We start from the raw sequence: 26311 nt of genomic DNA on the forward strand, positions 1-26311 counted from the left end.
GGTCAGCTCGCCTGCGACCCACGCGCCGCAGGCAGGATGACGTTGTCGATCACACGGAGAATGAGGTCCTCGGTCGGCTCGACCCCGAGGATGAAGGCGTGGTGGATGATGACCGCGGGCAGCGTCGTGGACAGTAGGGCGACGTCCACACCGGCGGCGATCTCGCCGCGTTCCACCGCCCGCTCGTAGATCCGGTTCGTCACCGCGATCCGGGGTGCCAGGAACAGCTCCTGGAACGCCCGCTGCAGGTCCGGGTCCCGGTGCAGCGCGGTCAGCAGACCGGCCATCACCGACATCGGCAGCTTGTCGGTGAACCCGCCTTCGTCACACGACAGAGCGATCAGGTCGCCGCGCAGGCTGCCGGTGTCGACGGCCTCCGGCACCGGGCAGCCCTTCGCCCGGCTGATCGCGTCGACGACCAGATCCGCTTTGGTCGACCAGCGCCGGTACAGCGTCGCCTTGCTGGCCTTGGCCGCCGTCGCCACCGCGTCCATGGTCAGCCGGTCGTAGCCGAGATCGGCGACGACGTCGACGGTCGCCTCGAGGATCTGCTCCTCGCGGTCTCCTTCGACCCGCGGACGCTGCCGCGGCGTGGTCTCGGCTGTGTCGGTCATCTTCACCCTGTGTGATCAGTCGATCTCAGATAGAACGAAACGGTTTCGTTTCATCCATCACGATACGACTCATGTGAAGAGATACACAAACGATTTACCGGAGAATTCTTACGTGGCCTAGGTCACGCTGAGTACCAGTGGATCAACTGGTACGCCGACCGATCAGCTCAGTCGTCGTCTTCGGCGCGACGGGCGGATTCGATCCGGGCCGACATCCGGCTGGCCCGCTGCTCGATGGTCCCGGCCAGCCGGTCACGGGCGGCGCGGAGTACGAAGATCGACAGGATCGAGGACACGATCAAGGCCAGCAACAGCACCGGGAAGATGGTCAGCCAGTTGTTCAACGCGAACCAGAGCACGGCGAAGGCGGCGGCGAACAGCACCAGCCGCAGACCCGTGTAGACAGCGAACTCCTTCACACCAGCTCCCTGAAAACCATCAAATCACAGGCCGGAGTAGGCGTGGAAGCCGGACAGCAACAGGTTGACGCCGATGAAGTTGAAGAGGAAGACCACCCAGCCGCCGATCGCGACCCAGGCGGCGCGGCGGCCGCGCCAGCCGGCCGTGGCGCGGGCGTGCAGGTAGGCGGCGTAGACGACCCAGGTGACCAGCGACCAGACCTCCTTGGGGTCCCAGCCCCAGGCGCGACCCCAGGCGTAGTACGCCCAGATCGGGCCGGCGACCAGCACGCCGAAGGTCCACAGCGGGAACGCGAACGCGTGCACCTTGTACGCGACGCCGTCCATCGCAGCCGCCGTCGGCACCCGGCGCAGCGCGGCCGACATCGGCTTGCCGTCCGCTTCCCGGCGCTCGGCGCGGCTCTTGATCAGGTAGAGGATGGAGGCCAGCCCGCCGACCGTGAAACCGCCACCCGCGATCGCCGCGGCCGAGACGTGGATGACGAGCCAGTACGAGTGCAGCGCGGGCAGCAGGTCGGCAGCAGGGACATACAGCGCCAGTACTGCAATGCCGAGGGTGGCCGCGAGCACGAACGTGACCCCGAGGCCCAGCCACTGCAGCCGCTGCCGTTTCAACAGGAACAGGTAGACCGCACCGACCGCGAGCGACGCGGTGATGGCGAACTCGTACATGTTGCCCCACGGCACCCGGCCGGCCGCGAGACCGCGGGTCAGCACCCCGCCGGCGTGCATCGCGAACGCGAGCACCGTGAGCAGTACGCCGATCCGGCTGGCCGCCTCGGAGCGCAGAGAAACAGCAACGTCCTCGGGCTCACTGATCTCGCTGCCGTCGGCGGCGACCAGGACCTTCTTCTCGGCCGGCTTGGCGACCCGTAGACCGCTCGACCACTCGACGGTGTGCGCCAGCAGGGCGAGCGCGTAGATCACCGTGGCGGTCGGGACCAACAGGTTCGACACCGAGGCGAGGGTTGCCGAGTTCATGCCTGCTCCGCCTTCTTCACTGATCGGGATGGCTTCAGGACGGTCGAGATGGCGTCGATCTCGTCACCGAGACCACGTTCCGGCCCCCGGTCCAGGCCGGCGACCTCGACCACGGTACGCCCGTCCTCGGTCCGGACCCGCACCCAGGTCCGCCGCGGGTGGATGAACAGCGACCCCATCAACCCGAGGATGGCGAGCAGGATCCCCGCGAGCGCGAGATTCAGCCCTGGCGTGTGGCTGACCTGCAGCTTGACCCACTGCTCGTAGGAGTCGAAGGAGATCGAGCCGCGGCCGTCCGGCAACGTGATGCTCTGACCGGGTGCGAGCTGGAACCGCAGCTTGTCGCCCTTGCCGTCGTCGAACTGGGTCAGCTTGGTCTTGTCCAGTTGGTAGACCGACTGCGGTTTGCCTTCCTCGGCGCTGGGGCGGCCGTAGTACGCGGTCATCACCAGCGCGGGATTCAACGCGTCCGGGAAGACCGAGATCGGGCCGCGCTGGTCGATCACCGCGGTGGGCAGGAAGAAGCCCTCGAAGCCGAGTTGGGCCGGCCGGGCGTCCGGAGCCTTGATCACCCCGAAGGACGAGAAGTTCGCGTCCTGCGGCAGGAACGGCGCCGGTCCGGAGAAGGCGATCTGGCCCTGGCCGTCCCGGACCGTCACCTTCGGCGCGTACCCGTGGCCGAGCAGGTGGACCTGGGTGCCGTCCACCGACAGCGGGTGGTTCACCTGCAGGTCGTACGACTTCTCCGGCGACTCCGGGCTCACCTGGTAGGTGATGCCGGCGTCGAAGGACCGGGCCGCGCCGCGTTGCGGACCCTCCGTCTCGAAGGTGGCCTTGAAGCTGTTCACCGTCAACGAGAACGGCGGCAGGTCGTCCGGGGTGAAGGCCCGTCCCGGGGTGAAGTCGTCGTACTGCGCGACCGAGTTCGAGAATCCGTTGCCGACGACAACGAGTACGGTGCCGCGGTAGCCGAACAGCGATCCCCAGGCGATCCCGATCAGGGTCAGGATCAGGGAGAAGTGGAACAGCAGGTTGCCCGCTTCGCGCAGATATCCGCGTTCGGCGCCCACCGCCCCGTCGTACGACTCGGTGCGGAAGCGGCGTTTGCGCAGCTCCTTCGTCGCGGCGGCCAGTACTTCGGCCTCGCTCGCGTCGGTCTCGAAGCGCTGGTGTCCGGGCAGCCGGTTCAGGTTGCGCGGCGGCTTCGGCGGCCTTGCCCGCAGCGCCTTCAGGTAGACGCCGAGACGGGGGACGACGCAGCCGATCAGGGAGATGAACAACAGCAGGTAGATCGCGGAGAACCAGACCGACTTGTAGACGTCGAACAGCCCGAACTTGTCGTACCACTCCGCCAGCGACGGGTTCGCCTCGTAGAAGTCCGACACCTTGATCGGGTCGACCGGGATCTGCGGGATCAGCGAACCGGGCACCGCGCCGAGGGCCAGCAGGAACAACAGCACCAGCGCGGTCCGCATCGAGGTGAGCTGCCGCCAGCTCCACCGCAGCCAGCCCACCAGGCCGAGCGACGGTGGCTCAGAAGGCGGCGCCGGGGTATCGAGCCGGTCCTTGACGTCCGTCATCTCACACCGCCGACCCGAAGTTGGCGACCCATTGCCTGAGATCGGCGGTCATCGAATCCCAAACCCCTGTCAGCAGCAGTAGTCCGACGGCGATCATCAGCACGCCGCCGATGCGGATCACCAGCAGTTGGTGTTTGCGCACCCACGCGACGGCGCCGAGCATCCGGCGGAACGCGAGGGCCGCGACGATGAACGGGATCCCCAGGCCCAGGCTGAACACCAGCGCCAGCGTCGCGCCCCGGCCGGTGCTGCCCTCGGTCGCCGCCAGGTTCATCACAGTACCCAGCGTCGGCCCGATACACGGCGTCCAGCCGAAGCCGAACAGTACGCCGAGCAACGGGGCCGCCGCGATCCCGACGGCCGGCACCCGGTGCACCCGCATGTCCCGCTGCAGGAACCCGAACCCGCCGAGGAAGACCAGACCGAGGACGACGGTCACGCCGCCCAGGACCCGGGTGATCGTCGTCTGGTGCTCGAGCAGAGCGTTGCCGACGGCACCGAAGAGCACTCCGGTGAGGATGAACACGGCCGAGAACCCGGCGACGAACAAGCTGGTCCCGGCCAGCATCCGGCCGCGCCGATGGGAGCCGAGTTCGGCGGCCGACAGCCCGGTGACGTAGGAGAGGTAACCCGGCAGCAGTGGTACGACGCACGGCGAGAAGAACGAGATCGTCCCGGCCAGCACCGCGATCGGCAGTGCGACCAGCATCGATCCGGTCATCGAGTCCGCGAACCACTCAGCCATCAGCTCGCGTCTTTCACCATTCCGACGAGCGTCTGCGTCGTCACTTCACCGATCACCCGGGACGCGACCTTGCCATCCTTGTCGATCACCAGCGTGCTCGGGATCGAGGTCGGCGAGATCTGCCCGCGGAAGCCGAGCAACTGCTTGCCGCTCGGGTCGAACAGGCTCGGGAAGGTGACGCCGAACTCCTGGACGAACTTCTTCGCCGGCGCCTTGTCCAGGTCCCGGGTGTTCAGCCCGATGAACTGCACGTCCGGGCCGAGCTCCTTCGACGCCGCGATCAGGTCCGGCGCCTCCTTGCGGCAGGGCGGGCACCACGAGCCCCACACGTTCAGCACGACGACCTTGCCCTTGTGGTCCGCGAAGTTCCACTGCTTGCCGTCGAGGGTCTCGCCGCCGAACGCCGGTGCCGGCTTGCGGTCGGCCGCCGCGAACGTCGACACCCGGCCGTTGCCGCTGACGAATCCGGTCTGCCCGCTGCGGTTCTCGTTCGTCTGCTGACCCGAACTGCACGCGGTCAGCGTCAAAACAAGCCCGGCCACCGCCAGCGCAGTACGGCGCATCATCACGCGCCGCCCACGAACTTCTTCGGGTTCTTCACCGGCAGCAGGTCCTTGGCCGGCTCCGCGTAGCCCACCGACACGATCGTCTCGCCGTGGAAGGTGAACGAGGTCAGGCTGGCCAGGCTGCACTGCCGCTTCCGGGGATCGTGCAGCATCCGCCGGCCCTCGACCGCGGACCGGACGATCCAGATCGGCAACTGGTGGGACACGATCAGCGCCTCGTGCCCGGCGGCCTTCTGCCGGGCGGTCTCGATCGCGTCCCGCATCCGGCGGACCAGCTGGCTGTAAGGCTCGCCCCAGGACGGTTTCCACGGGTTCCGCAGCAGCCACCAGGCACTCGGCTGGCGCAGCGCGCCGTCGCCGACGCCGAACTTCTTGCCCTCGAACAGGTTCGCCGCCTCGATCACCCGCTCGTCGATGTCCGGGGACAGCCCGAGCGTCTGCGCGATCGGCTCCATCGTCTCCTGGGCCCGCTCCAGCGGCGAGCTGACCAGGTGCACGATGTCCCGGCCGGCCACGTGCTCGGCGACCCGCTCGGCCATCTTGCGGCCCAGTTCGGACAGGTGGAAGTCGGGGATCCGGCCGTAGAGCACACCGGTCGGGTTGTGCACCTCGCCGTGACGCATCAGGTGCACGACCGTCGTTTCGGTCACCGCTGCCCAATCCCTTCTCAATTCTGCACGGCCTTCTCAGTTCTGTACGGCGGCCGCAGCGGCCGCCGCCGGCGCCAGTGCGGACTCGAGTTCGGCCAGAGCGTCGTCGTCGATCGCGGCGCTCACGAACCAGGCCTCGAAGGCGCTCGGCGGCAGGTAGACGCCGGCGTCCAGCATGGCATGGAAGAACGCGGCGAACCGGGGCAGCACCTGGGCGTTCGCCCCGGCGAAGTCCCGGATCGGCCGCGAACTGTCCGATGAGTTCACGAAGAAGACACTGAAGAGGTTCCCGGCCGCCTGGATGACGTGCGGCACACCCTCCTTGTCCAGCGCGGTGGCGACCATCCGCTGGATCGTGGCCGAGGTCTCGTCCAGCTTCGCGTAGACCTCGTCGGTCGCCAGCCGGAGCGTGGTCAGCCCGGCCGTGGTGGCGACCGGGTTCCCGGACAGGGTGCCGGCCTGGTACACCGAGCCCTCCGGGGCCAGGTGCGCCATGATCTCGGCCCGGCCGCCGAACGCCGCCGCCGGGAAACCGCCACCCATCACCTTGCCGAACGTCATCAGGTCGGGCTCGACCCCGTCCACGCCGTACCAGCCGGAGCGGGTGATCCGGAAGCCGGTCATCACCTCGTCGGAGATGAACAACGCGCCGTGCGCACGACAGGTCTGCGCCAGGAACGCGTTGAAGTTGTCCTGCGGCGGGACCACGCCCATGTTGCCGGGCGAGGCCTCGGTGATCACCGCCGCGATCTGGTCGCCGTACTGCGCGAACGCCTCGGTCACGGCGGGCTGGTCGTTGTAGGGAAGGACGATCGTGTCCGCGGTGGTCGCCTCGGTCACGCCGGGCGTACCGGGGATCCCGAGCGTGATCACGCCCGACCCGGCCTGCGCGAGCAACGCGTCCACATGGCCGTGATAGCAGCCGGCGAACTTGATGATCTTGGCCCGCCCGGTGAACCCACGGGCCAGCCGGAGCGCGGACATGGTCGCCTCGGTCCCGGACGAGACCAGGCGCACCTTGTCGACCGGCGTACGGGCGACGATCTCCTCGCCCAGCAGCACCTCGGCCTCGGTGGGCGTCCCGTACGACGTACCGCGGCTGACCGCCGCTTGGACAGCGGCCGTCACCTGGGGGTGGGCGTGGCCCAGCAGCATCGGGCCCCAGGAGCAGACCAGATCGAGGTAGGTGTTGCCGTCGACGTCGGTGATGTGACATCCGTCACCGGAGGCCATGAAGCGCGGCACCCCGCCGACGGCCCGGAACGCGCGGACCGGTGAATTGACCCCGCCGGGCGTGACTGCGGAGGCTTGGTCGAACAATGCGGTGGATCGGGCGGTCGAACGAGCGGAATGGTCGGACACGGCCGCCATTCTCCCCGACCGGCCGGTGGATCCGGCCAGCGGGCAGGGCGCGGGGGGTTCCGTTAGGCGATGTTACGGGCCAGTATGGGTACCCGGTAACCGCTCGTGCACTGTCAGCGCCCGCCCGTAACCCATGCGACGGAGTGGCGTTAGACCAGATACGACGGCAGCCGAGGACCGATTTGAAGGCAGGTCGATGAATCACGGAGGGGATCATCGATGGCGAAGGGCAAGCGTCGCGCCACCGGCGGCGGCTGGCGTCAGGTGGCGCCACTGGTTCCGCTGGCGCTGTTCGCGAGCGCGTTCACCGTCAGTGCGACCGACGATCCGGCCGTCGCCACGGCGGCGCTGGACCGCGGTCTGAGTGGAGGCAACCCGGTCGTCGTGCCGAAGCAGCCGATCGAGGACCCGGCGAACATCCCGGTGCCCGGTGTGGTCGGCAACGGCGTGGACGTCGGCGAGCAGCCGACCCAGGTGGTGTCCGGGCTGTCCCGCAACGGCATCCCGACCCTGGCGCTGAAGGCGTACTCGCGGGCCCAGCAGGTGATGGCTCAGGTCGACCCGGGCTGCCGGTTGCCGTGGACCCTGGTGGCCGCGATCGGCCGGGTGGAGTCGAACCACGGCCGCTTCGGTGGCAACGGCCTGAACGCGAACGGTGTCGCCGTCCCGGGTATCTACGGCCCGCGGCTCGACGGCGCCAGTACGGCGCGGATCACCGACACCGACGCGGGCAAGTTCGACGGTGACGGAGCGTTCGACCGGGCGGTCGGGCCGATGCAGTTCATCCCCGGCACCTGGCGCTCGATGGGTGTCGACGGTGACGGCGACGGCGTCCGGAACCCGCAGGACATCGACGACGCGGCCATGTCGACGGCCGTCTACCTCTGCTCGGGCAGCACCGACCTTTCCCAGGCCGGCGATCTGAACCAGGCCCTGCTGCGCTACAACCACTCCCAGGAGTACGTCGACCTGGTGATCAGCATCGCCAAGGCGTACGCGGGCGGCAGCTGGATCGCGGTCGGCAACGGGACCGAGGAGGACGGCCAGGGCATCATCCGGGCCGACGGCAAGATCGACGACCCGACCATCGACGCACCCGCTGAAAAGGACCTGCCGATCTACCCGCCTGGCGAGACGAAGCCGACGCCCACGCAGCAACGGACCATCCCGCCGAACCAGCCCACGCAGAAGCCGACCAGCAAGCCGACGACGACCAAGCCGGGCACAACGAAGCCGACGACGGAGAAGCCGACTACCAAGCCGTCGACACCGCCGCCCACCAGCACGCCGGCCGGAGTCGCCAAGCTGACCACCGCCGCGGGTGTCATCGTCGGGACGGTCGGCAGCACCCTGGCCGACCTGACCAAGGCGACGCAGTACTGCCAGTCCGAACTGGCGAAGGTCACCATCACCAACCCGACCCAGGACCAGTTGCAGAAATGCGTGACCGCCTTCCAGACCGGTGGTACGGCCGCGGTCGATCAGGTGATCCGCAACCTGCTCTCGGTGCTGGGCCTGCTCGGCGTTCTCGGCGGTGGCATTCTCGGGAACTGACCCACCCAGACCGGCGCGCCTGCCCCCACCCCTCCCTTGGTGCGCCGCCGGCGACGCCACGGAGCTACTCCCCCCGGCTTCGTGGCGTCGCCCTTTTAGGTCACCAGGGCTTCTCGATCGTCTGGCTGATCCGGTTGCCGTTGATCACATCGGTCGCGGTCACTCGCAAACTGACCGACTGCGCCCCACCCGGGATCCACGCGGTCGCCCTGCCACCGACCGAGAGGACCGGGAGCCGCTGCCACGTCTTGCCGTCGTAGCTGAGCTCAGCCGTCGTCCGGAAGAAGCCGGTACCCCGAACCCCCGGCTGGTATCCGGGCGTCAGCTCCAGCCGATTCCCGTCGAGCCGATAGTCCACCTGGACCAACGGCAGGACCGCCCGCGACTTCGTCGTACCGGAGCGGAAACGCCACTCGGTATGGGTCGCGGTCGAGGTCTTGGCCCAGGTGTCCTCGGACCGCTGGACGTCGAGGGTGAGGTCGTACCACGCCGTTCCGGCCGGTACCGGGAACTGCGCGACCGACCAGTCCTTGCGGCCGAGTTCCTTGCCGTTGCTCGACAGCTTGAGGTCGGTCCGGTCGCCGCGGTTGTCGGCCCAGCCGTAGACGGTCCGATCACCGTTCACGTACTGCGGGATCGCCACGCGGATCGCGTTCTCGAACCGGGCGACCGGCAACCCGTCGGCCTCGCCGCCAGTGAGCTCGGGGATCGCCGGACGTGCGATCGAGGCCCACCAGTCCCGGGTGGTCAGCTCGTTCGGGCGGTAGGTCCGGCCCAGGCTGTACTCGAACCCGGACTCGTTCCACTCCCCCGCGGCAGTCCGCTCGCTCCAGTTGATCCCGGAGACGTCACTGGCGAGGTAGTCCGTCCGGGTGACCGGCCCAGCGACGAGGCGGGTCGCGCTGAGACCGGTCTGCAGACCCGGCAGACGGGCAATGCGCTGATCGACGTGCAGGCGCCACCCGTCGTTGCGGTGGTAGTTCGTCGTCACCACCGCGGGCCGCATTCGGGCGAAGTCGTAGGTGAGCGGTCCACGGACCTGCTCCGGACCGGCCGCGAGATCGTAGTGATAGGCGCTGTCCAGCAGTCCGGTCAGCTGGAGCGTCACGGGCCGCTGGCTCAACAACTGCACGAGCTTCGCGCCCTCGGCCGCCCGGAGCAGGTAGACCGGGATGCCGAGTTCCGCGCCGTCGCTCCAGAAGCCCGGTTGCTCGTTGTAGAGAAACACCACCTTGGCACCGGCGTCCTTGGCCGCCTGGATCTGGGTCTGCGTCTGGTCGTAGTCCCGCCAGCGGATCAGCGCGACCTTGTCCTTGGCGTTCTCCAGTTCCACCGGCGTACCGTCGCCCGCGTTGACGAGCTCGACCTTCTCGTTGCCGACGTATGTCGTGTCGAACGTGGCGGCGGCCGGAGTCGGCAGCCGGAACCCGCCCGCGCCGGTGACGTCGACGGTCAGCTTCGGCTGGGCGAGATCCCAGCGCTGGACCACCTGGAAGGTCCCGGCCGGCACCTTGCCGAAGTCCTGCACGTAGATGCCATCGGCAACGTTGTCGCCGAACCCGAATCCGGACACGGCCTGCCGGTCACCGACCTTGCGGTGCCAGGCGATGCCGACGCTTTCCAGATCGGCCGGCCGCGGCGTCTTCACCGTCACCTTGTTCGCCTTGCGGGCGTCGAAGGTGAACGTCCGGTCGCCGCTGATCCACTCATCGGGATCACCCAGCAACGCCACCGACTTGGTCCAGCCCGCCTCGTCCGGACCCATCACGTACGCCATCACGCTGTACCGGCCGGTCGGCACCTCGAGCGTCCGGCTGCCGGTCTCGTCGAAGATGATCCCGTTCACCTCACCGGTGTCCTGGTTCCACAGCTGCACTCCGCTGTTGGCCATCGGACTCCCCGCGGCCGGCTTCCCGTCCCGGTCGATCGCCTTCACCGTCACCTGGTTCAGCCGCCCGCCCGCCGCGAACCCGACCCCGGTCCGGTACGACGAACCGCTGCCGCGCGCGACCAGTTCCCCGAAGTACTTGGCTGATTGGGTCTTGGCCAGATCGATCCGCACCGACGCCGTCGCCGTCCCGCCGGGCGGAATCGTCAGCTTCACCGGGCTCACCGTCAACGCGGGCTTCACGCCGCCGGGTGAGGTCGCCCGGATGGTGAGGTCGAGGTGCTGGGTGGTCCGCGAGTTGTTGCGGTAGGCAACCGTACGGACGACCGGCTGAGGCGGTGTGGCTCCCGACCAAGAGAGGTCGCCGAAGTACAGGTTCGCGGTGTCAGCGAGGATCTTCGGGTCGAGCGCCTTCGCGAGGTCGATCCGGCCGAGGCCCTCCTGCGCCGCGGTGGCGGTGCTGTCCACGGCCGTCGACGCGAGCGCCGCCTTCAGTTGCTGGCCGGACCAGTCGGGGTGGCGCTGCGCCAGAATCGCCGCCGCGCCGGCCACGTGCGGCGTCGCCATCGAGGTGCCGCTCATCGTTGTGTAGTACTCGTCGAGCTGGTGACCCTCGGTGCTCCCGGCTGCCCGGGCCGCCGCGATCTCCACGCCTGGCGCCGTCACCTCGGGCTTCATCGCGCCGTCGCCGACCCGCGGGCCGCGACTGGAGAACCACGCGAGCTTGTCATCGCGGTCGACCGCGCCAACGGTCAACGCGCTGGCCGCTGCACCTGGCGAACCGACCGTCTCCTCGGCGCCGGAGTTGCCCGCGGCGATGACGAAGAGGGCGCCGCTGGACTTGGAGAGCCGGTCGACCGCCTCGCTCATCGGGTCAGTACCGTCCGACGGCCAGCCGCCGAGGCTCATGCTGACCACTTTGGCGCCCTGCTGGACGGCCCACTCCATCCCCGCGATCGCCTCGGAATCCGATCCGCCGCCGGTGTTGTCGAGCACCTTGCCGATCAGCAGCTCCGCCCCCGGCGCAACCCCTTTGCGCTTGCCGCCGGACGCCGTACCGAGGCCGGCGACCGTCGAGGCGGTGTGGGTGCCGTGTCCGTGCAGGTCCTGGACGTCCTGGTCGGGGATGAAGCTCTCGGCCGCGACCACTTGCTGCTTGAGGTCCGGGTGGTTCGCGTCGTACCCGGTGTCGAGGACGGCCACCTTGACGCCCTTGCCGTCGTACCCGGCCTGCCAGACGGTGGGGGCAGCGATCTGTTTCGTCGACCGGTCGAGGGTGGCGTGGGTGCGGCCGTCGAGCCAGATCTTGCTCGCGCCCGTACTCCGGAGGCTCGGGCCGCTGTCGATGGAGTCCCAGAACTTCTTCGCCTGCGACTTGTCGACGGCGATCGCGGTGGTACCGACGCTGGCGAGGGTACGGCGGGTGGTCGCGGCGGAAGGGGTCCGCGGGGCCGACGTACCGGTGCTCGTGAGGAGCAGCGGCAGCCTGGCGGTGTGGGCGTCGTCGTAGCCCTGGGCGACTAGATCGGTCAGGTTGAAGAGGCGGCGATCGAGACGGCCCTGCGTGAACATCCCGTACGCCGCGGTCGGGACGACAGTCAGCTCGCCGTCGAAGTCACCTAGGTAGTAGCTGCCGCCGTCCACCAGCCGGGCGGAGCGGGTGCCGTCGGCACCGGTGGTGAGCTCGGCGACGTCGCCGGTGATCAGGGTGATCCTGGTTGTCTGGCCGAGACCGGCGGTACCGGGTAGGGACCCGGCACCACCGGCGGTCTGAGCGGTCGCGGCTGTGCTTGCAGTCAGCAGGATGCCGACCGTCACCGTACAGAGCATGCTGGTCGCGAGCCGTGACGTTCGCATCCCCTGGATCTCCTTCCGAGACCCCAGCGGGCGCGAAGCCTCGGAACCGACCCTGACAGTTGCCCTCAGCCACAGTCCATGGATCCGCCTGACCTATCCCCGCCATGACCGGTTCCAGCCAGGCTAGAACCGCTTGGCGACCTCTTCGACGCGGTTGACCAGATCGAGGTCGTAGGCGACGCCAGGTACATAGAAGTTGACGTAGTCGGCGCCGGCCTCGAGCGCGGCCTCGACCTTGTCCGCGATCTCGTCCTCGGTGCCGATCAGGTTGTCCCGGTCGAACCGCTCCCGGTTCATCGGGCCGAGCGCCTTCTCGGTCGCCTTCTGCGGGTCGTCACCCTTGTCGATCGGGAACACGTTGAAGTTGGTCGACTTGATGATCTCGTCGTAGTCGCGGCCGAGTTTGTCGCAGTGCCCCTTGAGGATCGCGGTCTTCTCCTTGATCACCTCGGGGTTGCCGCCGCCGATGTTCGCCGCGTCGCCGTACTGCGCGACCAGCTTCAGCGTCACCTGCGGACCGCCGCCGCCGATCCAGAAGCTCGGGTGCGGCTTGCGGACGCCCTTGGGCTCGTTGATCGGCTTGTCGATCGAGTAGTACTTGCCGTCGTAGACCGGCTTGTCCTCGGTCCACATCTTGTAGATGATCTCGGTGGCCTCGCGGAAGGCGGCCATCCGGGGCTTCACCTCGGTCCAGTCGTAGCCGTACGCCTTCCACTCGTGCTCGTACCAGCCGGCCCCGATCCCGGCGTACAGGCGGCCGTGGCTGGCGACGTCCACGGTGGACGCGATCTTGGCGTACAGCGCGGGGTTGCGGTATCCGTTGCAGCCGACCATCTGGCCGATGTTCACCCGCTTGGTGTCCCGGGCCAGCGCCGCCGTCGCCGACCAGCACTCGAACGTGGTGTTGTCACTCGGCTCCGGCACCGTGTGGAAGTGGTCGAACAGCCAGATCGAGTCCCACGATCCCTCGTCCGCCCGCTTCGCGACCGCCGTCATCGCCTCCCACTGCTCCACCGGGTCCGCGATCCCGGCCAGATCCATCTTCCAACCCTGCGGCACAAAAATCCCGAAACGTGTGGTCATACCCCCATCCTTTCCCGCCCCACCTGAACCGGTCCACCGATCCAGCCACGGGAATCCTTCTCAAACCAACCACCCCCACTTCTCAATCCCCCGTGTGAGAGCGCTCTAGTTCCGGAACCGGGGAGGTATTGATTTGGGGGTGGGGAGGGCTGAGAGTCGGGGCCGACGCGGGTGGAGGCGCCTGCGCGGAAGCAGAGGAGTCGCCCATGGTCAGCGGGTCTGGTTTGCGCCTGGTTGGAGGGGGCCGGCCGAGATGGCGGACTGCGTTGGTCGCGGTGGGCGCCTTGGTCGCCGGCTTGGTGCCGTTGGGGGCCGCGGCGGTCGAGGACGAGCCGCCGCCGACCGTGCTCGCGGCGTTCGAGGGGGCCGAGCCGTTCGCGTCGCCGCCCAGTGCGGGGATCTTCGGGTGGGGTAGTGACGCGGACGACCCGCCGACGATGGAGTTGCAGGCGCGGGACGATGCCCCGAGCGGGGAGAAGGTGTTGCACGGGACGTACAACATCAGTGGGTGGGGTGGGTTCAGCCATGACGTGACGTACGACGTGAACCCGGGCGACTGGTCGATCCACAAGGGGATCCGGTTCTGGTGGTACGGACAGAACACGGCGCCGCTGCCACCCGGATCCGGGAAGCGGATCTTCTTCGAGATCAAGGACGGCGGGGCCAACGCCGAGGCGTCGGAGCTGTGGAACACCAGCTTCACCGACGACTGGCAGGGCTGGCAGCTGGTCGAGATCCCGTTCACGGATTTCGTCTATCGCGGCGACTACCAGCCGGTCGGTGGGATCGACCAGGTGCTCAATCTGACCCACATGTGGGGCTACGCGTTCACCATGCCGGCCGGAACCCCTGGTGAGTTCCTGATCGACCAGGTCGAGGTGTACGGCAAGGCCGACCCGGCACTCAAGGCGAGCGTGGTCACCGACGCGGGCGTCTATCCGGTGAAGGAGGGCGGGACCGCGCAGCTCAAGGTGACCGTCGCGACCACCGGCAGCACACCCTTGGAGGAGCCCGTCACAGTCGACTACCGGACCGGCACCGGCTCGGCCGGAGCCGACGACTACACGCCGGTGTCAGGCTCGTTCACCTTCGCAGCCGGTACTCCGTCCGGCGCGTCGCAGGCGGTTCAGGTGACGACCCGGAAGGACCGGACGGCAGAGGTCGCCGAGACGATCCCGGTGGAGTTGACCGTGACCGGGGCCAAGGCGCCGACCACCCAGCCCGTCGTGGTGATCGACGCCCACGATCTGCCGTACCTGAACAAGAACCTCCCGGTGAACAAGCGGGTGAAGGATCTGCTCGCGCGGATGACCTTGGCCGAGAAGGCCGGCCAGATGACCCAGGCGGAGCGGAACGCGTTGCGCTCGCGGGCCGACATCGCGTCGTACGGGCTCGGGTCGTTGCTCTCCGGTGGTGGTTCGGTGCCGACGCCGAACACCCCGGCCGCGTGGGCGGCGATGATCGACAACTACCAGCTGAACGCGCAGGCGACCCGGCTGCAGATCCCGTTGATCTACGGGGTCGACGCGGTGCACGGGCACAACAACGTGATCGGCGCGACGATCCTGCCGCACAACATCGGCATTGGCGCCACTCGTGACCCCGAGCTGTCCCGTCGGACCGGCGAGGTGACCGCGACCGAGGTCCGTGCGACCGGCATCCCGTGGGACTTCGCGCCCTGCGTGTGCGTCGTCCGCGACGACCGGTGGGGTCGTACCTACGAGGGGTACAGCGAGGACCCCGCGCTGGTGAAGGCCATGTCGACCGTCATCACGGGAATGCAGGGCAAGGCCGACGGCAGCCAGTTGAAGCAGAACACGAAGGTCCTGGCCACCGCGAAGCACTACGTCGGCGACGGCGGTACGCCGTACGGGTCCTCGACGACTGGCGCCTACAAGATCGACCAGGGCATCACCGAGGTCACGCGGCAGCAGTTGGAAGCGATCCACCTCGATCCGTTCAAGACGTCGGTTGATCTCGGCGTCGGCACGGTGATGCCGTCGTACTCGAGTGTCGACATCATCGGTGACGAGGCCGGCCCCGTGAAGATGCACGGCAACGCCGAGCTGATCAACGGTGTTCTCAAGCAGCGGATGGGGTTCGACGGGTTCGTCATCTCCGACTGGCAGGCGATCGACCAGCTGCCGGGCGACTACCCGAGCGACATCCGGACGTCGATCAACGCCGGCCTCGACATGATCATGGTGCCGACGAACTACCAGGGCTTCACCCAGGGCCTGATCGACGAGGTCACCGCCGGCCGAGTCCCGCAGAGCCGGATCGACGACGCGGTGAGCCGGATCCTGACCCAGAAGCTCAAGCTCGGCCTCTTCGAGCGCCCGTACGCCGACACGTCGCGGCTCGCCTCCATCGGCGGCGCGACCCATCGTGCGGTCGGCCGGGAGGCGGCGGCCAAGTCCCAGGTACTGCTCAAGAACGACGGCAATCTCTTGCCGTTGGCAACCACTTCGAAGGTGTACGTCGCCGGCAGCAACGCAGGTGATCTGGGCAACCAGCTCGGCGGTTGGACGATCAGCTGGCAAGGCGGTTCCGGCCCGACCACGACCGGTACGACCATCCTGGACGGGATCAAGCAAATCGTGCCGACGGCAACGTTCAGCCAGGACGCGTCGGCGCCGTTGGACGGCCACGACGTCGGTGTGGTGGTGGTCGGCGAGCGGCCTTACGCCGAAGGGATCGGTGATGTCGGCAACGGGCACGACCTGTTGCTGAGCGATGCCGACAAGGCCGCGGCGGACAAGGTGTGCGCGGCGATGAAGTGTGTCGTGCTGATCGTGTCCGGCCGGCCGCAGGTGATCGCGGATCAGCTCGGCGAGATCGACGCGTTGGTCGCGTCGTGGTTGCCAGGAAGCGAAGGTGCTGGGGTTGCGGACGTACTGTTCGGCAAGCGGCCGTTCAGCGGCCGGCTTCCCGTGACCTGGCCGAAGTCGGAGGCGCAGCAGCCGATCAACGTGGGTGATGCGTCCTACGATCCGCAGTACCCGTATGGCTGGGGTCTGACAACGCAGGCGGCGGCTCGGCAGAAGCTGGCCGAGGCCAAGAAGGAGCTGCTGCGCAAGGGATTCCTCGACCCAAATAGTCTGCTCGCGGCCATCTCAATCGACGCCGCCCTGCGAAAGACGGACTGGTCAGGGCCCCAGGCAACGACCGCGCTGGCCGCCCTGGGCCAAGCCGGGAAGTACCTGGACCGGACCAGGGTCGACTCGTTCGCCGACAGCGATGCGGTGGTCGGCGCCGCCCGGTGGATCGCCCAGGACCAGATCGGCCAGGACCTCGACGAGGCGACCTCGAAGCTGACCTCCGACGCGGAACACCTGGCGCTGAGCGGTGACCTGAGCACCGCGATCGCCAAGCTCACCACAGCTTCCAAACTGTAAGTAACAAAGGCGTCGAGGGCCTGGAGTGGCGTTCTCCAGGCCCTCGACTTTCTTACTTTCAGACCGTTACCAGGTCGCGAGCCGGCCGCTGCTGCTCGTCGGCGACCTCGGCCGGGAGCTTGTTCGGCCACCAGGCCTTGCGGCCGAGCAGGACCATGATCGACGGGAGCATCACGATGCGGACCAGGGTCGCGTCGATCAGGACCGCGACCGCGAGGCCGACGCCCATCTGCTTCATCTCGATCATCCCGAGCGTCGCGAAGACCGCGAACACCGACACCATCACCGCGGCCGCACTGGTCACCACACCGGCCGATTCGACGATGCCCTTCCGGACCGCCTCGCGCGCCGTCAACCCGGCCTGTACACCTTCACGGATCCGGCCCAGCACGAACACGTGGTAGTCCATCGACAGCCCGACCAGGATCACGAACAGGAACAGCGGGATCCACGACACCACGAACCCGGGCGACGTGAAGTCGAGCAGCCCTTCCGCCCAGGTGTGCTGGAAGACCAGCGAGAGAACCCCGAAGCAGGCCGCCACCGAGGCCAGGTTGAGCAACGTTGTGACCACCGCGATCGCCAGGCTGCGGAACGTGAACGCCATCATCACCAGCGTCAGCCCGAGCACGAACGCGATCACGTACGGCAGCTTGTCCGCCTGCCGCTTCCCGTAGTCGACCCCGTCGGCCGCTTCGCCACCAACCGCCCAGGTTGCATCAGGCAACGACTTGAACGCCGTCGGCACCAGGTTCCCGCGCAACTGCTCGAGCGCGACCTTGGCGTCCGCACTGGAGTCCGGCCGAACCGAGACCAGGGTCAGGACCGCGGTGTCCCCCGAAACCCGGATGCTCTGCCCCGGCGTCACCACGAACTGCGCGCTGTCCACAGCCGCCTTCTGCAACCTGGTCAGCCCCGCGACCGCGGCAGCCTTGTCGTCCGACTTCGCGACCACGTCGTACGCCATGCCCTCGGAGGGGAAGTTCGCCTGCAATGCCTGCATCGTCGCCACTTCGGGGATACTCTGCGGCAGCGTGTCCAGGCCGGCCGTCTCGGTCTTCATCCCGAGCGCCGGTACTGCGAGCGCGACCACCACGAGGGTCGAGCCGATCAGGGCGACCTTGGGGAAGCGCAGTACGGGAGCAAGGATGCGACGGCTGATCCCGCCCGGACCGATCCGCCGGTTGAGCCGCCACAGCAGCGGAACGCGCGGGCGGTCCACCCGGTGACCCAGCTTCGCCAGCAGCGCCGGGAGGACGGTCAGCGAGCCGAGCACCGCGACCGCCACGACCACGATCGTCGCCGTCGCCATGGAGGAGAACACAGGATCCTGCGAAACGTACAGACCGGCCATCGAGACGATCACGGCGAGACCGGAGACCACCACCGAGTGGCCCGACGTGGCTGCCGCGATCTCGACCGCGTCCACGGTGTTGCGGCCGCGACGGCGTTCCTCACGTTCGCGTTTGAGGTAGAAGAGGGAGTAGTCGACGCCGACCGCCATACCGATCAGCAGGACGACGTTCGCCACCGAGCCGCCGTCGGGGAAGAGGTACGACAGCGGCGCGTAGAAGCCGAGGGCCGCACCGACGGCCGAGAACGCCAGCAGGACCGGGATCCCGGCAGCGATCAGGGCGCCGAAGGCCAGCAGCATCAGCAGGAAGGTGATCGGCAGGCTGAGCTTCTCAGCCCGCGCCAGGTCGCTGCCGACCTGCTTCCAGATCCCCGCGTCGAGGGACGCGCTACCGGTCTGCTCGATCGTCAGACCGGGGCTGCCACGCTGTACTTCGGACGTGACCGCGACGAGTTTCTCGACGTTGTCCGAGGCGTCGTCCGCGTTGCCCTTCAACTCGATCGGCAGCAGCGCGGCCTTCCCGTTCGCCGACCAGATCGGCTCACCGACCGAGTCCACCGCGTCGATTGCCGTCATCTTCTGCCGGAGCTGGGTCAGCGCCTTGGTCGCGGCCGCCTTGTCCAGTGGTCCGTCCGGGTCGGTCACCAGGACGGTCTCGCTCGGCTTGCCGCCGAGGTTCACCTGCTCGATCATCGCCGCGGCTTCGCCGGACTGGCCGACCCGGGTGTCGGCGTCCTTGGTCTGTTGCTTGGGAATCGCGATCGACAACCCGATCGCGACGACGACGAGGACCAGCCAGAGGCCGATCGCCCGCCACGGATGAGTTGCACTCCACCGCGCGACCCGCACGGTCACTGTTCGCCTGCTCATGTTCAGCCTCTCGCTGTCCCGACCGGGCGCTCTGCCCGCACAGCAAGAGCCTGTCGTGGCGAGCCGCCGATCTCAGGAGACGCAAGCCCCCACCCGGGGTAGACCTAACCCCACCTAGTCCCGGGCGCGGAGGCGGCGGAGCATACGGGCGTCTTCGAAGCCGACGGCGCGCGCCGCGGATTCGACGGTCGCGCCGTGGCCGATCAGGTGCTCGGCCCGCTCGAGCCGGAGGACCTGCTGGTAGCGGAGCGGGGTGAGCCCGGTGGCGGTGGTGAAGATGCGGGTCAGCGTCCGCTCGCTGACCCCGGCTCCCCGGGCGAGCTCGGTCAGCGGCAGCCGGCAGGTGTACTGGCGGTCGATCACGTCCTGCACCCGATGCGCGAGGTCGCTCAGATGGCCGCGATGGCGCAGCATCGCCGACTCCTGCAGCTCTTCGCCGTTGCGCCGGGCGTAGACCACCATCTGGCGCGCGACCCGGGCGGCTGCTTCGACTCCACACCTGACCGCGACCAGGTGCAGGGCAAGATCGATCCCACTCGCGATCCCGGCGGACGTGATCACCCGATCGTCCATGACGTACAAGACGTCGCGGACCATGGTCGCCTTCGGATACCGGGCCGCGAGTTCGTCGGTGAGGTCGTGGTGTGTCGTGTACCGCCGCCCGTCGAGCAAACCGGCCGCACCGAGCGCGTCGGCGCCGGAGCACACGCTCGCCACCGATCCCCCGGTCGCGTGATGCTCCCGCAGGACCTCCGCCGTCCCGGCCGAGATCGGTGCCGACGGCGACAACCGCGGCGACCGCCAGCCCGGTACGACGATGAGGTCGTCGCGGCCGAGATCGGGCCAGTCCAGCTGCGCCTTCACGGGCACACCCTGGGCCGTGACGATCTCGGCCGCCTCGGCGACGTAGTACAGGTCGTGCTGATAGCCGAGATCGTTCGCGGTGAAGAAGACCTGGGCCGGTCCGGCCAGATCGAGCAGATGCAGCTTCGGCACCAGGAAGAAGACGACCTTCGGCATGATCCGGTCAGGATGCCACGGCCAGCCCGGCGACCTCGTCCAGTGTCCGGATGGTGGCGAACCGGCCCGCCAGCACGTACTCCGTCCGCTCGACGATCACGTCCGGGCTGAGCGTCCGCGGATCCGCCATCACCTGCTCGAGCGACGCGTCGGCCGGCATCGTCCAATGCGGCAGCGGGGTGGTCGCGGTCGCCTCGCTGACGAACACCACGTCGTACCCGAGATCGGACGCGACCCGTGTGGTCGTCTCGCAGCACTGCTCGGTCCGGATCCCGCTGATCACGACCTCGCGTACGCCGTACTGGGTGAGCAACTGCTGCAGATTCGTGGTGGTGAAGGCGTTGTGCGACGTCTTGGTGATGACCGGTTCGCCCTCGATCGGCTGTAGCCCGTCCATCAGTCGGACGTGCCCGTTGACCGGATCGAAGGCGCCACCGGTACCCGGCTCGGTGTGCAGCACCCACACCACCAGGTCGCCACGCGCACGCGATGCCCGTACCAGCCGATCGACCCGGTCGGCGATATCGGGGTGGTTCACCGCCTGCCAGTTCGGGCGGACCCGGAAGGACTCCTGTACGTCGATCACGATCAGCGCTGTCTGTGTCATACCCACGATCCTGCTGGCCGGATGGCCGCCCGGATAAGACACCATCGAGCCTGGCACCGGACGGATCTGGTCAAGAGCCCGGTCGCTGAACGAATCCGAACGGTTACGAACTGTTCCAAACACGCCGGCGATCCTGCTCACAGTGCCCACCACCGCCCACCAACGCCACCGCTGCGGATAGGGTCGCCGCCATGGGTTCACACCATGGCCGCCTCTCCATCCGCAAGGACCCGTTCGGCACCACCCCGGAAGGGGACGAGGTCGACGTCTACACGTTCTCGAACGGCCGGGTCACCATCTCGATGCTGACCTGGGGTGCCACCATCCAGCGGGTCGAGACCCCGGATCGGCGCGGCAAGACCAAGAACATCAGTCTCGGTTTCGACAACCTGCCCGACTACGCGGCCCTGAGCCCGTACTTCGGCTCCACGATCGGCCGCTACGGCAACCGGATCGCGAAGGGCCGATTCACTCTCGACGGGCAGAACTACCAGATTCCGATCAACAACGGCGAGAACGCATTGCACGGCGGCACCATCGGTTTCGACAAGAAGGTGTGGAAAGCAACGGTCGTACAGACCGACGAGATCGTGGGCGTCACCTTTGGCTACCTCAGCCCGGACGGCGACATGGGCTTCCCCGGTGAGCTGACCACCAAGGTCACCTACACGCTCGACCGGGACGACACCCTGCGGATCGACTACCACGCAACCGTCGCCGGCAAGCCGACCGTGGTGAACCTGACCAACCACGTCTACTTCAACCTGGCCGGTGAGGGCAGCGGCTCGATCGACGGCCACGTCCTGCAGCTCAACGCCCCGTCGTACACGCCGGTCGACGCAGGCCTGATCCCGACCGGCGAGATCGCGCCCGTCGCCGGTACGCCGTTCGACTTCGGCAAGCCGACCGCGATCGGCAAACGGATCCGGGACGACCACCCCCAACTGGTGATCGGGCGTGGGTACGACCACAACTTCGTCCTCGGCGGCGATGTCGATGACGACGGGCTGCGGTTCGCCGCGCGGTTCTGGGAGCCGGAGGACGGCCGGACCGTGACGGTGCACACGAGCGAGCCGGGTGCGCAGTTCTACAGCGGCAACTTCCTCGACGGGACGTTCCAGGGCATCGGCGACAAGTCCTACCGCCAGGGCGACGCGTTCGCCTTCGAGACGCAGCACTTCCCCGACTCCCCCAACCACCCGAACTTCCCCTCCACAGTCCTCCGCCCCGGCCAGACGTACACGTCCACCACGACGTACACGTTCGGCACGAAGTAGTACTACGAGAGGCCGCGCCGCCAGACAGTCCCCTGGCGGTCGCGGCCTATCCATTGTTCGAGGGCAACGACATCCGCGGGCGAGCCGAGTTCGCGTTCGAGCAGCCAGTACGCCAGGTCGGTACCGGCGAACCATCCACTGCCGCAAGTGACCAGATCACCGTCATCGACGATCCGCGCATCGACGACCTCGGCCCATTCCTTCAACCGATCCAGATCCTGGCGATGAGTCGTCGCGGGCCGTCCCCCGATCAGGCCGGCCGCGCCGAGGAACAGCGCACCGGAGTCGATCCCGGCCAGCACCAGCTCCGGCCCGCCGATCGCCTTCGCCTCCGCGAGCTGGCGCGGGATCACCCCGCGCTCGATCTCCTCCAGGATCCAGCCACCGGACACGGCGAGCACCCGGGCCGACTCCGGCGACCACGGAACCAGCCCGCCGAACGTGGTCCCGTAGCACCCGACCACCTCGGTCGCGCCGTCCGCCGTGACCAGGTGCGGATCCACCTCGAATCCGCGACGCCGGGCGGTCGCGAACACCGCGTACGTCGTGAGCGCGTCCACCTCGGCCACTCCGTCGAACATCAGCACGTCGATCCTCATGGACCCACCCTGCGCTTCGGGGATCGCCGTACGAGAGTGGCTTGAACGACATCGTTCGCTAGATTCGCGCCATGACGATTGTGGCGGTGCTCGCGATCGAGGGCGTGATCGGACTCGAACTGACCGGGGCGTGCCAGGTGTTCGCCACGGCCAAGGATCCAGTCGACGGACGACCCTTGTACGACGTCCGCGTGTGCGGGGGTCCGGCCGGGACTGATGTGGTCGCGTTCGATCGCGGGATCCTTCGCGCCCAGGCGCCGTACGGGTTCGAGGAGGCGTTGCGGGCGGACACGGTGATCGTGCCGGCCTCGTTCGATCCGCCTACATCCGTGGTCGAGGTGGTCCGCGAAGCGCATCGGCGCGGGATCCGGATCGCATCGATCTGCACGGGTGCCTACGTACTCGCCGAGGCCGGGCTGCTCGACGGGCGGCAGGCAGCCACGCACTGGAACCACGCGGCCGAGCTGGCCCGTAGATATCCCGAGGTGGACGTGGTCACCGACGCGCTGTATCTCGACGACGGTGATGTGCTCACGTCCGCGGGAGTGACCGCCGGACTCGATCTCTGCCTTCACCTCGTTCGCCGCGACCACGGCTCAGCGGTCGCGGCCGCCGTCGCGCGGCAACTGGTGATGGCGCCGCATCGGGATGGCGGCCAGGCGCAGTACATCGCCACACCAGTTGTCGCAGGCAACGACTCGCTGGAACCGGTGTTGCACTGGATGACCGAGCACCTGACCGAACCACTGACCCTGGCCACCATCGCAGCTCAGGCCTCACTGAGCACCCGCAGCCTGAGCCGGCGCTTCCGCGACCAGATCGGCACGACGCCGCTGCAGTGGCTGATCCGCGCCCGCTTGGCCCGCGCCCAGGAACTCTTGGAAACAACGGACCTCAACATCGCCCAGGTCGCCGCCGCAGCCGGCTTCGGCTCACCCCTCCTCCTCCGCCAACACTTCACCCGAACCCTCAACACCACCCCAACCAACTACCGCCGAACCTTCACCCACCAAGCCATCTGAAACCTAGACGCAATCGATTCCCCTTGCAAATAAGGGATATCGAGGTGGTGTGATTTGCGAGTCACTCTCGGTGACGCTAGAATCGATCGCATGTTCGAAGGCGACTTGTCAGGGCTCACTGCGGCCGAGGTGCTCGCCTCGGGCGCGGAGCATCACGCCGTGGCCCGCGAGCATGAGGTGAGTGTCCTTGTCCATGCCCAGCAGTTCGCGGCCCTCCACAGCGTCGAGTCGCGGCCGCGCCGCGACCGCGGCGGTGAGTCCGACCGGCTGCGTGGCCGGGAGCGGGGTGTGGTGCTGGGTGGTGCGGGCTGTCCCGAGATCGCCGAGTTCGCACCGGCCGAGTTCGGCGCCGTCGTGCTCGGCGTCTCCGCCGGCGTCGCCGCCGAGTTCGTCGGCCAGGCCCTGGCCCTGCTGCACCGCCTCCCCCGCTGCTGGGCGATGGTCCAGGCCTACGAGGCGACCCCGTGGAAGGCCCGCAAGATCGCCACCGCCTGCCTCGACCTGTCCCTGGAGGCCGCCGCGCTCGTGGACCACGAAGTCGCCGGCATCATCGACTCGGTCACCCCGGCCCGGCTCACCACCATCGTCAAGGCCGCCCTCTGGAAGGCCGACCCCGAGGCCGCCGCAGCCGCCGCTCGCCAGAAGCAACGCGAACGCGGCGTCTACGTCGGCCAATCCGACGACAACGGCACCAAGGCCATGTACGTGCTGGCCGCCTCCGGTGACGTGATCCGCTTCGACGCCACCATCAACTCGATCGCCGACGCCCTGAAGACCCTCGGCGACACCGACCCGCTGCGCCTGCGCCGGGCCAAGGCGATCGGCATCCTCGCCGACCCCGACTACGCCCTCGCCCTCCTCACCGCCGCCCAAGAAGCCCGCACCGCAGCCACCGCCCCCGCCAATCCAGCCGCGCCCGCTGATCCGGCCTCGCCCGCCAACCCCGCGACCGGCCCCGCAACGTCCGCGGCTGCCGCCGCCTCGACCGACCCGGCAAGCCACAGGCGCCCGGACTCCCCGGCCACATCTGCGGCGCGCCCCGGAGCGGCCGCGCGCCCCACCCGCCCCGCCGCCACCAACGATCCGGCCGATCCTGCGGCCCCGGTCAACCCGGTCGGTCCCGCTGAATCCGCGCACTCGACCGACCCCGTCGACGACACCGACCTGGGCGAATGGTGGATGCTGGAACCCGACGACGAGATCGACCGCGACGCACCGCACCCCAGCAGCGACCTGCCCGACCCCTTCGACACCCCACCCCGGCGACCACCACCCGGGCCCGGCAACCCCACCCCCACCACCATCGACGACGACGACGATAGCGCCGAGCCGATGGACGCTGCCGCACGCCGCGCCCTCAACGCGACCCTCAACCGGCTCGACGGCATCGCCCACGGCACCACCCTCCCCAACACCACCGGGCGCGGTAGGAGTGGGCGTGCAGGCGCGGGCACGGGCAGGACCGTGGTCTATGTCCACCTGACCGACCAGACCCTGGCCACCGGCACCGGCGTCCTGCGAGTGGAGAACCTCGGCCCACTCCTCGCCGACCAGCTCGCCGAACTCATCGGCCACCGGCCGTACGTGGTGAAACCGGTGATCGACCTCAACCGCAACATCAGCGTCGACGCCTACGAGATCCCGGCCCGGATCCGGGAACGGATCAAGCTCACCTACCCGGTCGAGCAGTTCCCCTACGGCACCGCGCACACCACCAACACCACCGACCTGGACCACATCCGCCCCTACGATCCGCTCGGACCAACAGAGCAGACCTCCACCACCAACCTCGCCCCGCTGCGCCGGTTCACCCACCGCCTGAAAACGCACGGACGCTGGCAGGTCCGCCGACTCGACGACGGCGCACTGGAATGGACCAGCCCACACCAGTTCACCTTCCGGGTCGACCACACAGGCACCCATCGGACCTGGCCCGCACCTCATCTGGAGTAGCTGCCTCGAGCGACCTTTCCCAAACCGCTTCTCTAGGCGGTTTTGATGATGCCGGCGTCGATGAGGTAATCGGCGCCCATGATGCTGGCCGCGCGCGGGGAGCAAAGTTGGACGATGAGGTCGGCGACCTCGGCGGGCTCGATCAGGCGGCCGGTCAGCATGCCGGTCTGTTGCGGTAGCGCGGCCAGTAGGTGCTCGTGGGGGATCCCCAGCTTCTCGGCGAGTTGGCCGCCGTACGCCGCGGGGTCCTCCCACAGTGCCGTGCGTACCGGACCGGGTGAGACGGTGTTGACGCGGACGCCTTGGGGGCCGAACTCCTCGGCGAGCGCCTTGCCGAAGGCGGTCAGGGCGGCCTTGGCCGTGGTGTAGGCGATCGGCCCGCCGGACGGCAGCCGCGCGCCGTTCGACGAGACGTTGACGATCGCGCCGCGCTGCCTGACCAGGCTCGGAAGCGCCGCTCGTGTGGTCCGCACGGTCGCGAAGTAGTTGAGCTCGAAGACCTGCCGCCAGCCGTCATCCCCGAACTCCAGGAACCCGGCCGTCGCATCACCGTCACCACCACCGACGTTGTTGACCAGCAGATCGAGCTCCCCGACCTCATGCAGCGCGGCCGCGACCAACCGGTCCGGTCCGTCCTGCTCGGTCAGGTCCACCTGTACTACGGACGCCCCGGTGCGCCGCAGATCCGCCGTACTGGTCCTCGCCGCCGCGACGACCCGGACGCCTTCCTCGACGAGCTGCTCGACCACGGCCAGCCCGATCCCCCGGCTGGCACCGGTGACGAGCGCGGTCTTGTCCTTGAGCTGGAGATCCATGACAACCTCTCACTAATCGCATCCTTGATGACCCTGAAAACGTACAACTTGCATCACCAATGTTGCAAGTAGTGAATCAACGGCTACCTTGAAGTAC

20 protein-coding genes are annotated in these 26311 nt (G+C 68.3%); 5 read left to right on the forward strand and 15 right to left on the reverse strand.

Translation table 11 applies throughout. The features are described from left to right. Positions 1-2: 2 nt before the first annotated feature. The 8 genes from EV643_RS32110 to hemL form a co-directional block, all read right to left on the reverse strand. Entirely contained in the window at positions 3-614 is a 612-nt protein-coding gene (locus tag EV643_RS32110; protein WP_133803940.1) for a TetR-like C-terminal domain-containing protein, read from the reverse strand. Between the two features lie 167 nt (positions 615-781). Next, positions 782-1033 carry a DUF4229 domain-containing protein gene (locus EV643_RS32115; protein WP_133803941.1) on the reverse strand — a complete coding sequence of 84 codons (252 nt, stop codon included), beginning with the start codon at positions 1031-1033 and terminating at the stop codon, positions 782-784. A gap of 24 nt (positions 1034-1057) precedes the next feature. After that, positions 1058-2014 carry a c-type cytochrome biogenesis protein CcsB gene (gene ccsB, locus EV643_RS32120; protein WP_133803942.1) on the reverse strand — a complete coding sequence of 319 codons (957 nt, stop codon included), beginning with the start codon at positions 2012-2014 and terminating at the stop codon, positions 1058-1060. Next, complete coding sequence (resB, locus tag EV643_RS32125) at positions 2011-3594, reverse strand: cytochrome c biogenesis protein ResB (RefSeq protein ID WP_133803943.1); 1584 nt, start codon at positions 3592-3594, stop codon at positions 2011-2013. The genes ccsB and resB overlap by 4 nt, the downstream gene beginning before the upstream one ends. Before the next feature lies 1 nt (position 3595). Then, on the reverse strand, positions 3596-4339 hold the full coding sequence (locus EV643_RS32130) for a cytochrome c biogenesis CcdA family protein (protein ID WP_133803944.1): 744 nt from the start codon (positions 4337-4339) through the stop codon (positions 3596-3598). Then, positions 4339-4905 carry a TlpA family protein disulfide reductase gene (locus tag EV643_RS32135; protein WP_202869855.1) on the reverse strand — a complete coding sequence of 189 codons (567 nt, stop codon included), beginning with the start codon at positions 4903-4905 and terminating at the stop codon, positions 4339-4341. Before EV643_RS32135 ends, EV643_RS32130 begins: the two co-directional genes overlap by 1 nt. Further along, a complete protein-coding gene (locus EV643_RS32140; protein ID WP_238165950.1) occupies positions 4905-5528 on the reverse strand; it encodes a histidine phosphatase family protein in 624 nt (207 codons plus the stop codon). Before EV643_RS32140 ends, EV643_RS32135 begins: the two co-directional genes overlap by 1 nt. Before the next feature lie 63 nt (positions 5529-5591). Then, positions 5592-6926 carry a glutamate-1-semialdehyde 2,1-aminomutase gene (gene hemL, locus EV643_RS32145; protein WP_133803946.1) on the reverse strand — a complete coding sequence of 445 codons (1335 nt, stop codon included), beginning with the start codon at positions 6924-6926 and terminating at the stop codon, positions 5592-5594. Positions 6927-7136: 210 nt separating this feature from the next. On the opposite strand from hemL, the gene EV643_RS32150 reads away from it, so the two are divergent. Next, positions 7137-8471: a lytic transglycosylase domain-containing protein gene (locus EV643_RS32150; protein ID WP_133803947.1), complete on the forward strand. Its 1335-nt coding sequence runs from the start codon at positions 7137-7139 to the stop codon at positions 8469-8471. A 100-nt stretch (positions 8472-8571) separates the two neighbouring features. Here the strand turns inward: EV643_RS32150 and EV643_RS32155 are convergent, their stop codons facing one another. Further along, on the reverse strand, positions 8572-12216 hold the full coding sequence (locus EV643_RS32155) for a S8 family serine peptidase (protein ID WP_133803948.1): 3645 nt from the start codon (positions 12214-12216) through the stop codon (positions 8572-8574). 123 nt (positions 12217-12339) lie between these two features. Beyond that, positions 12340-13299: an LLM class F420-dependent oxidoreductase gene (locus EV643_RS32160; protein WP_133803949.1), complete on the reverse strand. Its 960-nt coding sequence runs from the start codon at positions 13297-13299 to the stop codon at positions 12340-12342. A 275-nt stretch (positions 13300-13574) separates the two neighbouring features. Here EV643_RS32160 and EV643_RS32165 point away from each other — a divergent pair, with 275 nt between their 5' ends. After that, positions 13575-16697: a glycoside hydrolase family 3 N-terminal domain-containing protein gene (locus EV643_RS32165; RefSeq protein WP_238165941.1), complete on the forward strand. Its 3123-nt coding sequence runs from the start codon at positions 13575-13577 to the stop codon at positions 16695-16697. 58 nt (positions 16698-16755) lie between these two features. Here the strand turns inward: EV643_RS32165 and EV643_RS32170 are convergent, their stop codons facing one another. The 3 genes from EV643_RS32170 to EV643_RS32180 all read right to left on the reverse strand — a co-directional run bounded on the left by EV643_RS32170 (position 16756) and on the right by EV643_RS32180 (position 20548). Beyond that, the gene (locus EV643_RS32170) at positions 16756-18921 is read right to left on the reverse strand and encodes an MMPL family transporter (protein ID WP_133803951.1); all 2166 of its coding nucleotides are present in this window, start codon (positions 18919-18921) and stop codon (positions 16756-16758) included. 114 nt (positions 18922-19035) lie between these two features. Then, on the reverse strand, positions 19036-19941 hold the full coding sequence (locus EV643_RS32175) for a GlxA family transcriptional regulator (RefSeq protein WP_133803952.1): 906 nt from the start codon (positions 19939-19941) through the stop codon (positions 19036-19038). A gap of 7 nt (positions 19942-19948) precedes the next feature. Beyond that, on the reverse strand, positions 19949-20548 hold the full coding sequence (locus EV643_RS32180; RefSeq protein ID WP_202869856.1) for an isochorismatase family protein: 600 nt from the start codon (positions 20546-20548) through the stop codon (positions 19949-19951). Between the two features lie 191 nt (positions 20549-20739). On the opposite strand from EV643_RS32180, the gene EV643_RS32185 reads away from it, so the two are divergent. Then, complete coding sequence (locus EV643_RS32185; protein ID WP_133803953.1) at positions 20740-21825, forward strand: aldose epimerase family protein; 1086 nt, start codon at positions 20740-20742, stop codon at positions 21823-21825. A 2-nt stretch (positions 21826-21827) separates the two neighbouring features. Here the strand turns inward: EV643_RS32185 and EV643_RS32190 are convergent, their stop codons facing one another. Beyond that, on the reverse strand, positions 21828-22424 hold the full coding sequence (locus EV643_RS32190) for a DJ-1/PfpI family protein (protein ID WP_133803954.1): 597 nt from the start codon (positions 22422-22424) through the stop codon (positions 21828-21830). 71 nt (positions 22425-22495) lie between these two features. On the opposite strand from EV643_RS32190, the gene EV643_RS32195 reads away from it, so the two are divergent. Beyond that, positions 22496-23446 (forward strand): GlxA family transcriptional regulator, encoded by a 951-nt coding sequence (locus tag EV643_RS32195; protein WP_133803955.1) that lies wholly within the window; start codon positions 22496-22498, stop codon positions 23444-23446. 90 nt (positions 23447-23536) lie between these two features. Next, positions 23537-25399 (forward strand): hypothetical protein, encoded by a 1863-nt coding sequence (locus EV643_RS32200; RefSeq protein ID WP_133803956.1) that lies wholly within the window; start codon positions 23537-23539, stop codon positions 25397-25399. 32 nt (positions 25400-25431) lie between these two features. On the opposite strand, the gene EV643_RS32205 is transcribed toward EV643_RS32200, so the two are convergent. Next, positions 25432-26214, reverse strand: coding sequence for an SDR family NAD(P)-dependent oxidoreductase (locus tag EV643_RS32205; protein ID WP_133803957.1), 783 nt, complete (start codon positions 26212-26214; stop codon positions 25432-25434). Positions 26215-26311 lie beyond the last annotated feature (97 nt).

The sequence above is a fragment of the Kribbella caucasensis genome (assembly GCF_004361855.1).
Taxonomy (GTDB): Bacteria; Actinomycetota; Actinomycetes; order Propionibacteriales; family Kribbellaceae; genus Kribbella; species Kribbella caucasensis.

Excerpts from the sequence above, each read along its gene's own strand:
- EV643_RS32140 (WP_238165950.1), bottom strand. The coding sequence starts at position 5,528 with ATGCGTCACGGCGAGGTGCACAACCCGACCGGTGTGCTCTACGGCCGG.
- EV643_RS32200 (WP_133803956.1), top strand. The coding sequence starts at position 23,537 with ATGTTCGAAGGCGACTTGTCAGGGCTCACTGCGGCCGAGGTGCTCGCC.
- EV643_RS32155 (WP_133803948.1), bottom strand. The coding sequence starts at position 12,216 with ATGCGAACGTCACGGCTCGCGACCAGCATGCTCTGTACGGTGACGGTC.
- EV643_RS32170 (WP_133803951.1), bottom strand. The coding sequence starts at position 18,921 with ATGAGCAGGCGAACAGTGACCGTGCGGGTCGCGCGGTGGAGTGCAACT.
- ccsB (WP_133803942.1), bottom strand. The coding sequence starts at position 2,014 with ATGAACTCGGCAACCCTCGCCTCGGTGTCGAACCTGTTGGTCCCGACC.
- EV643_RS32160 (WP_133803949.1), bottom strand. The coding sequence starts at position 13,299 with ATGACCACACGTTTCGGGATTTTTGTGCCGCAGGGTTGGAAGATGGAT.
- EV643_RS32205 (WP_133803957.1), bottom strand. The coding sequence starts at position 26,214 with ATGGATCTCCAGCTCAAGGACAAGACCGCGCTCGTCACCGGTGCCAGC.
- resB (WP_133803943.1), bottom strand. The coding sequence starts at position 3,594 with ATGACGGACGTCAAGGACCGGCTCGATACCCCGGCGCCGCCTTCTGAG.
- hemL (WP_133803946.1), bottom strand. The coding sequence starts at position 6,926 with ATGGCGGCCGTGTCCGACCATTCCGCTCGTTCGACCGCCCGATCCACC.
- EV643_RS32180 (WP_202869856.1), bottom strand. The coding sequence starts at position 20,548 with ATGACACAGACAGCGCTGATCGTGATCGACGTACAGGAGTCCTTCCGG.
- EV643_RS32150 (WP_133803947.1), top strand. The coding sequence starts at position 7,137 with ATGGCGAAGGGCAAGCGTCGCGCCACCGGCGGCGGCTGGCGTCAGGTG.
- EV643_RS32190 (WP_133803954.1), bottom strand. The coding sequence starts at position 22,424 with ATGAGGATCGACGTGCTGATGTTCGACGGAGTGGCCGAGGTGGACGCG.
- EV643_RS32130 (WP_133803944.1), bottom strand. The coding sequence starts at position 4,339 with ATGGCTGAGTGGTTCGCGGACTCGATGACCGGATCGATGCTGGTCGCA.
- EV643_RS32185 (WP_133803953.1), top strand. The coding sequence starts at position 20,740 with ATGGGTTCACACCATGGCCGCCTCTCCATCCGCAAGGACCCGTTCGGC.
- EV643_RS32135 (WP_202869855.1), bottom strand. The coding sequence starts at position 4,905 with ATGATGCGCCGTACTGCGCTGGCGGTGGCCGGGCTTGTTTTGACGCTG.
- EV643_RS32110 (WP_133803940.1), bottom strand. The coding sequence starts at position 614 with ATGACCGACACAGCCGAGACCACGCCGCGGCAGCGTCCGCGGGTCGAA.
- EV643_RS32195 (WP_133803955.1), top strand. The coding sequence starts at position 22,496 with ATGACGATTGTGGCGGTGCTCGCGATCGAGGGCGTGATCGGACTCGAA.
- EV643_RS32175 (WP_133803952.1), bottom strand. The coding sequence starts at position 19,941 with ATGCCGAAGGTCGTCTTCTTCCTGGTGCCGAAGCTGCATCTGCTCGAT.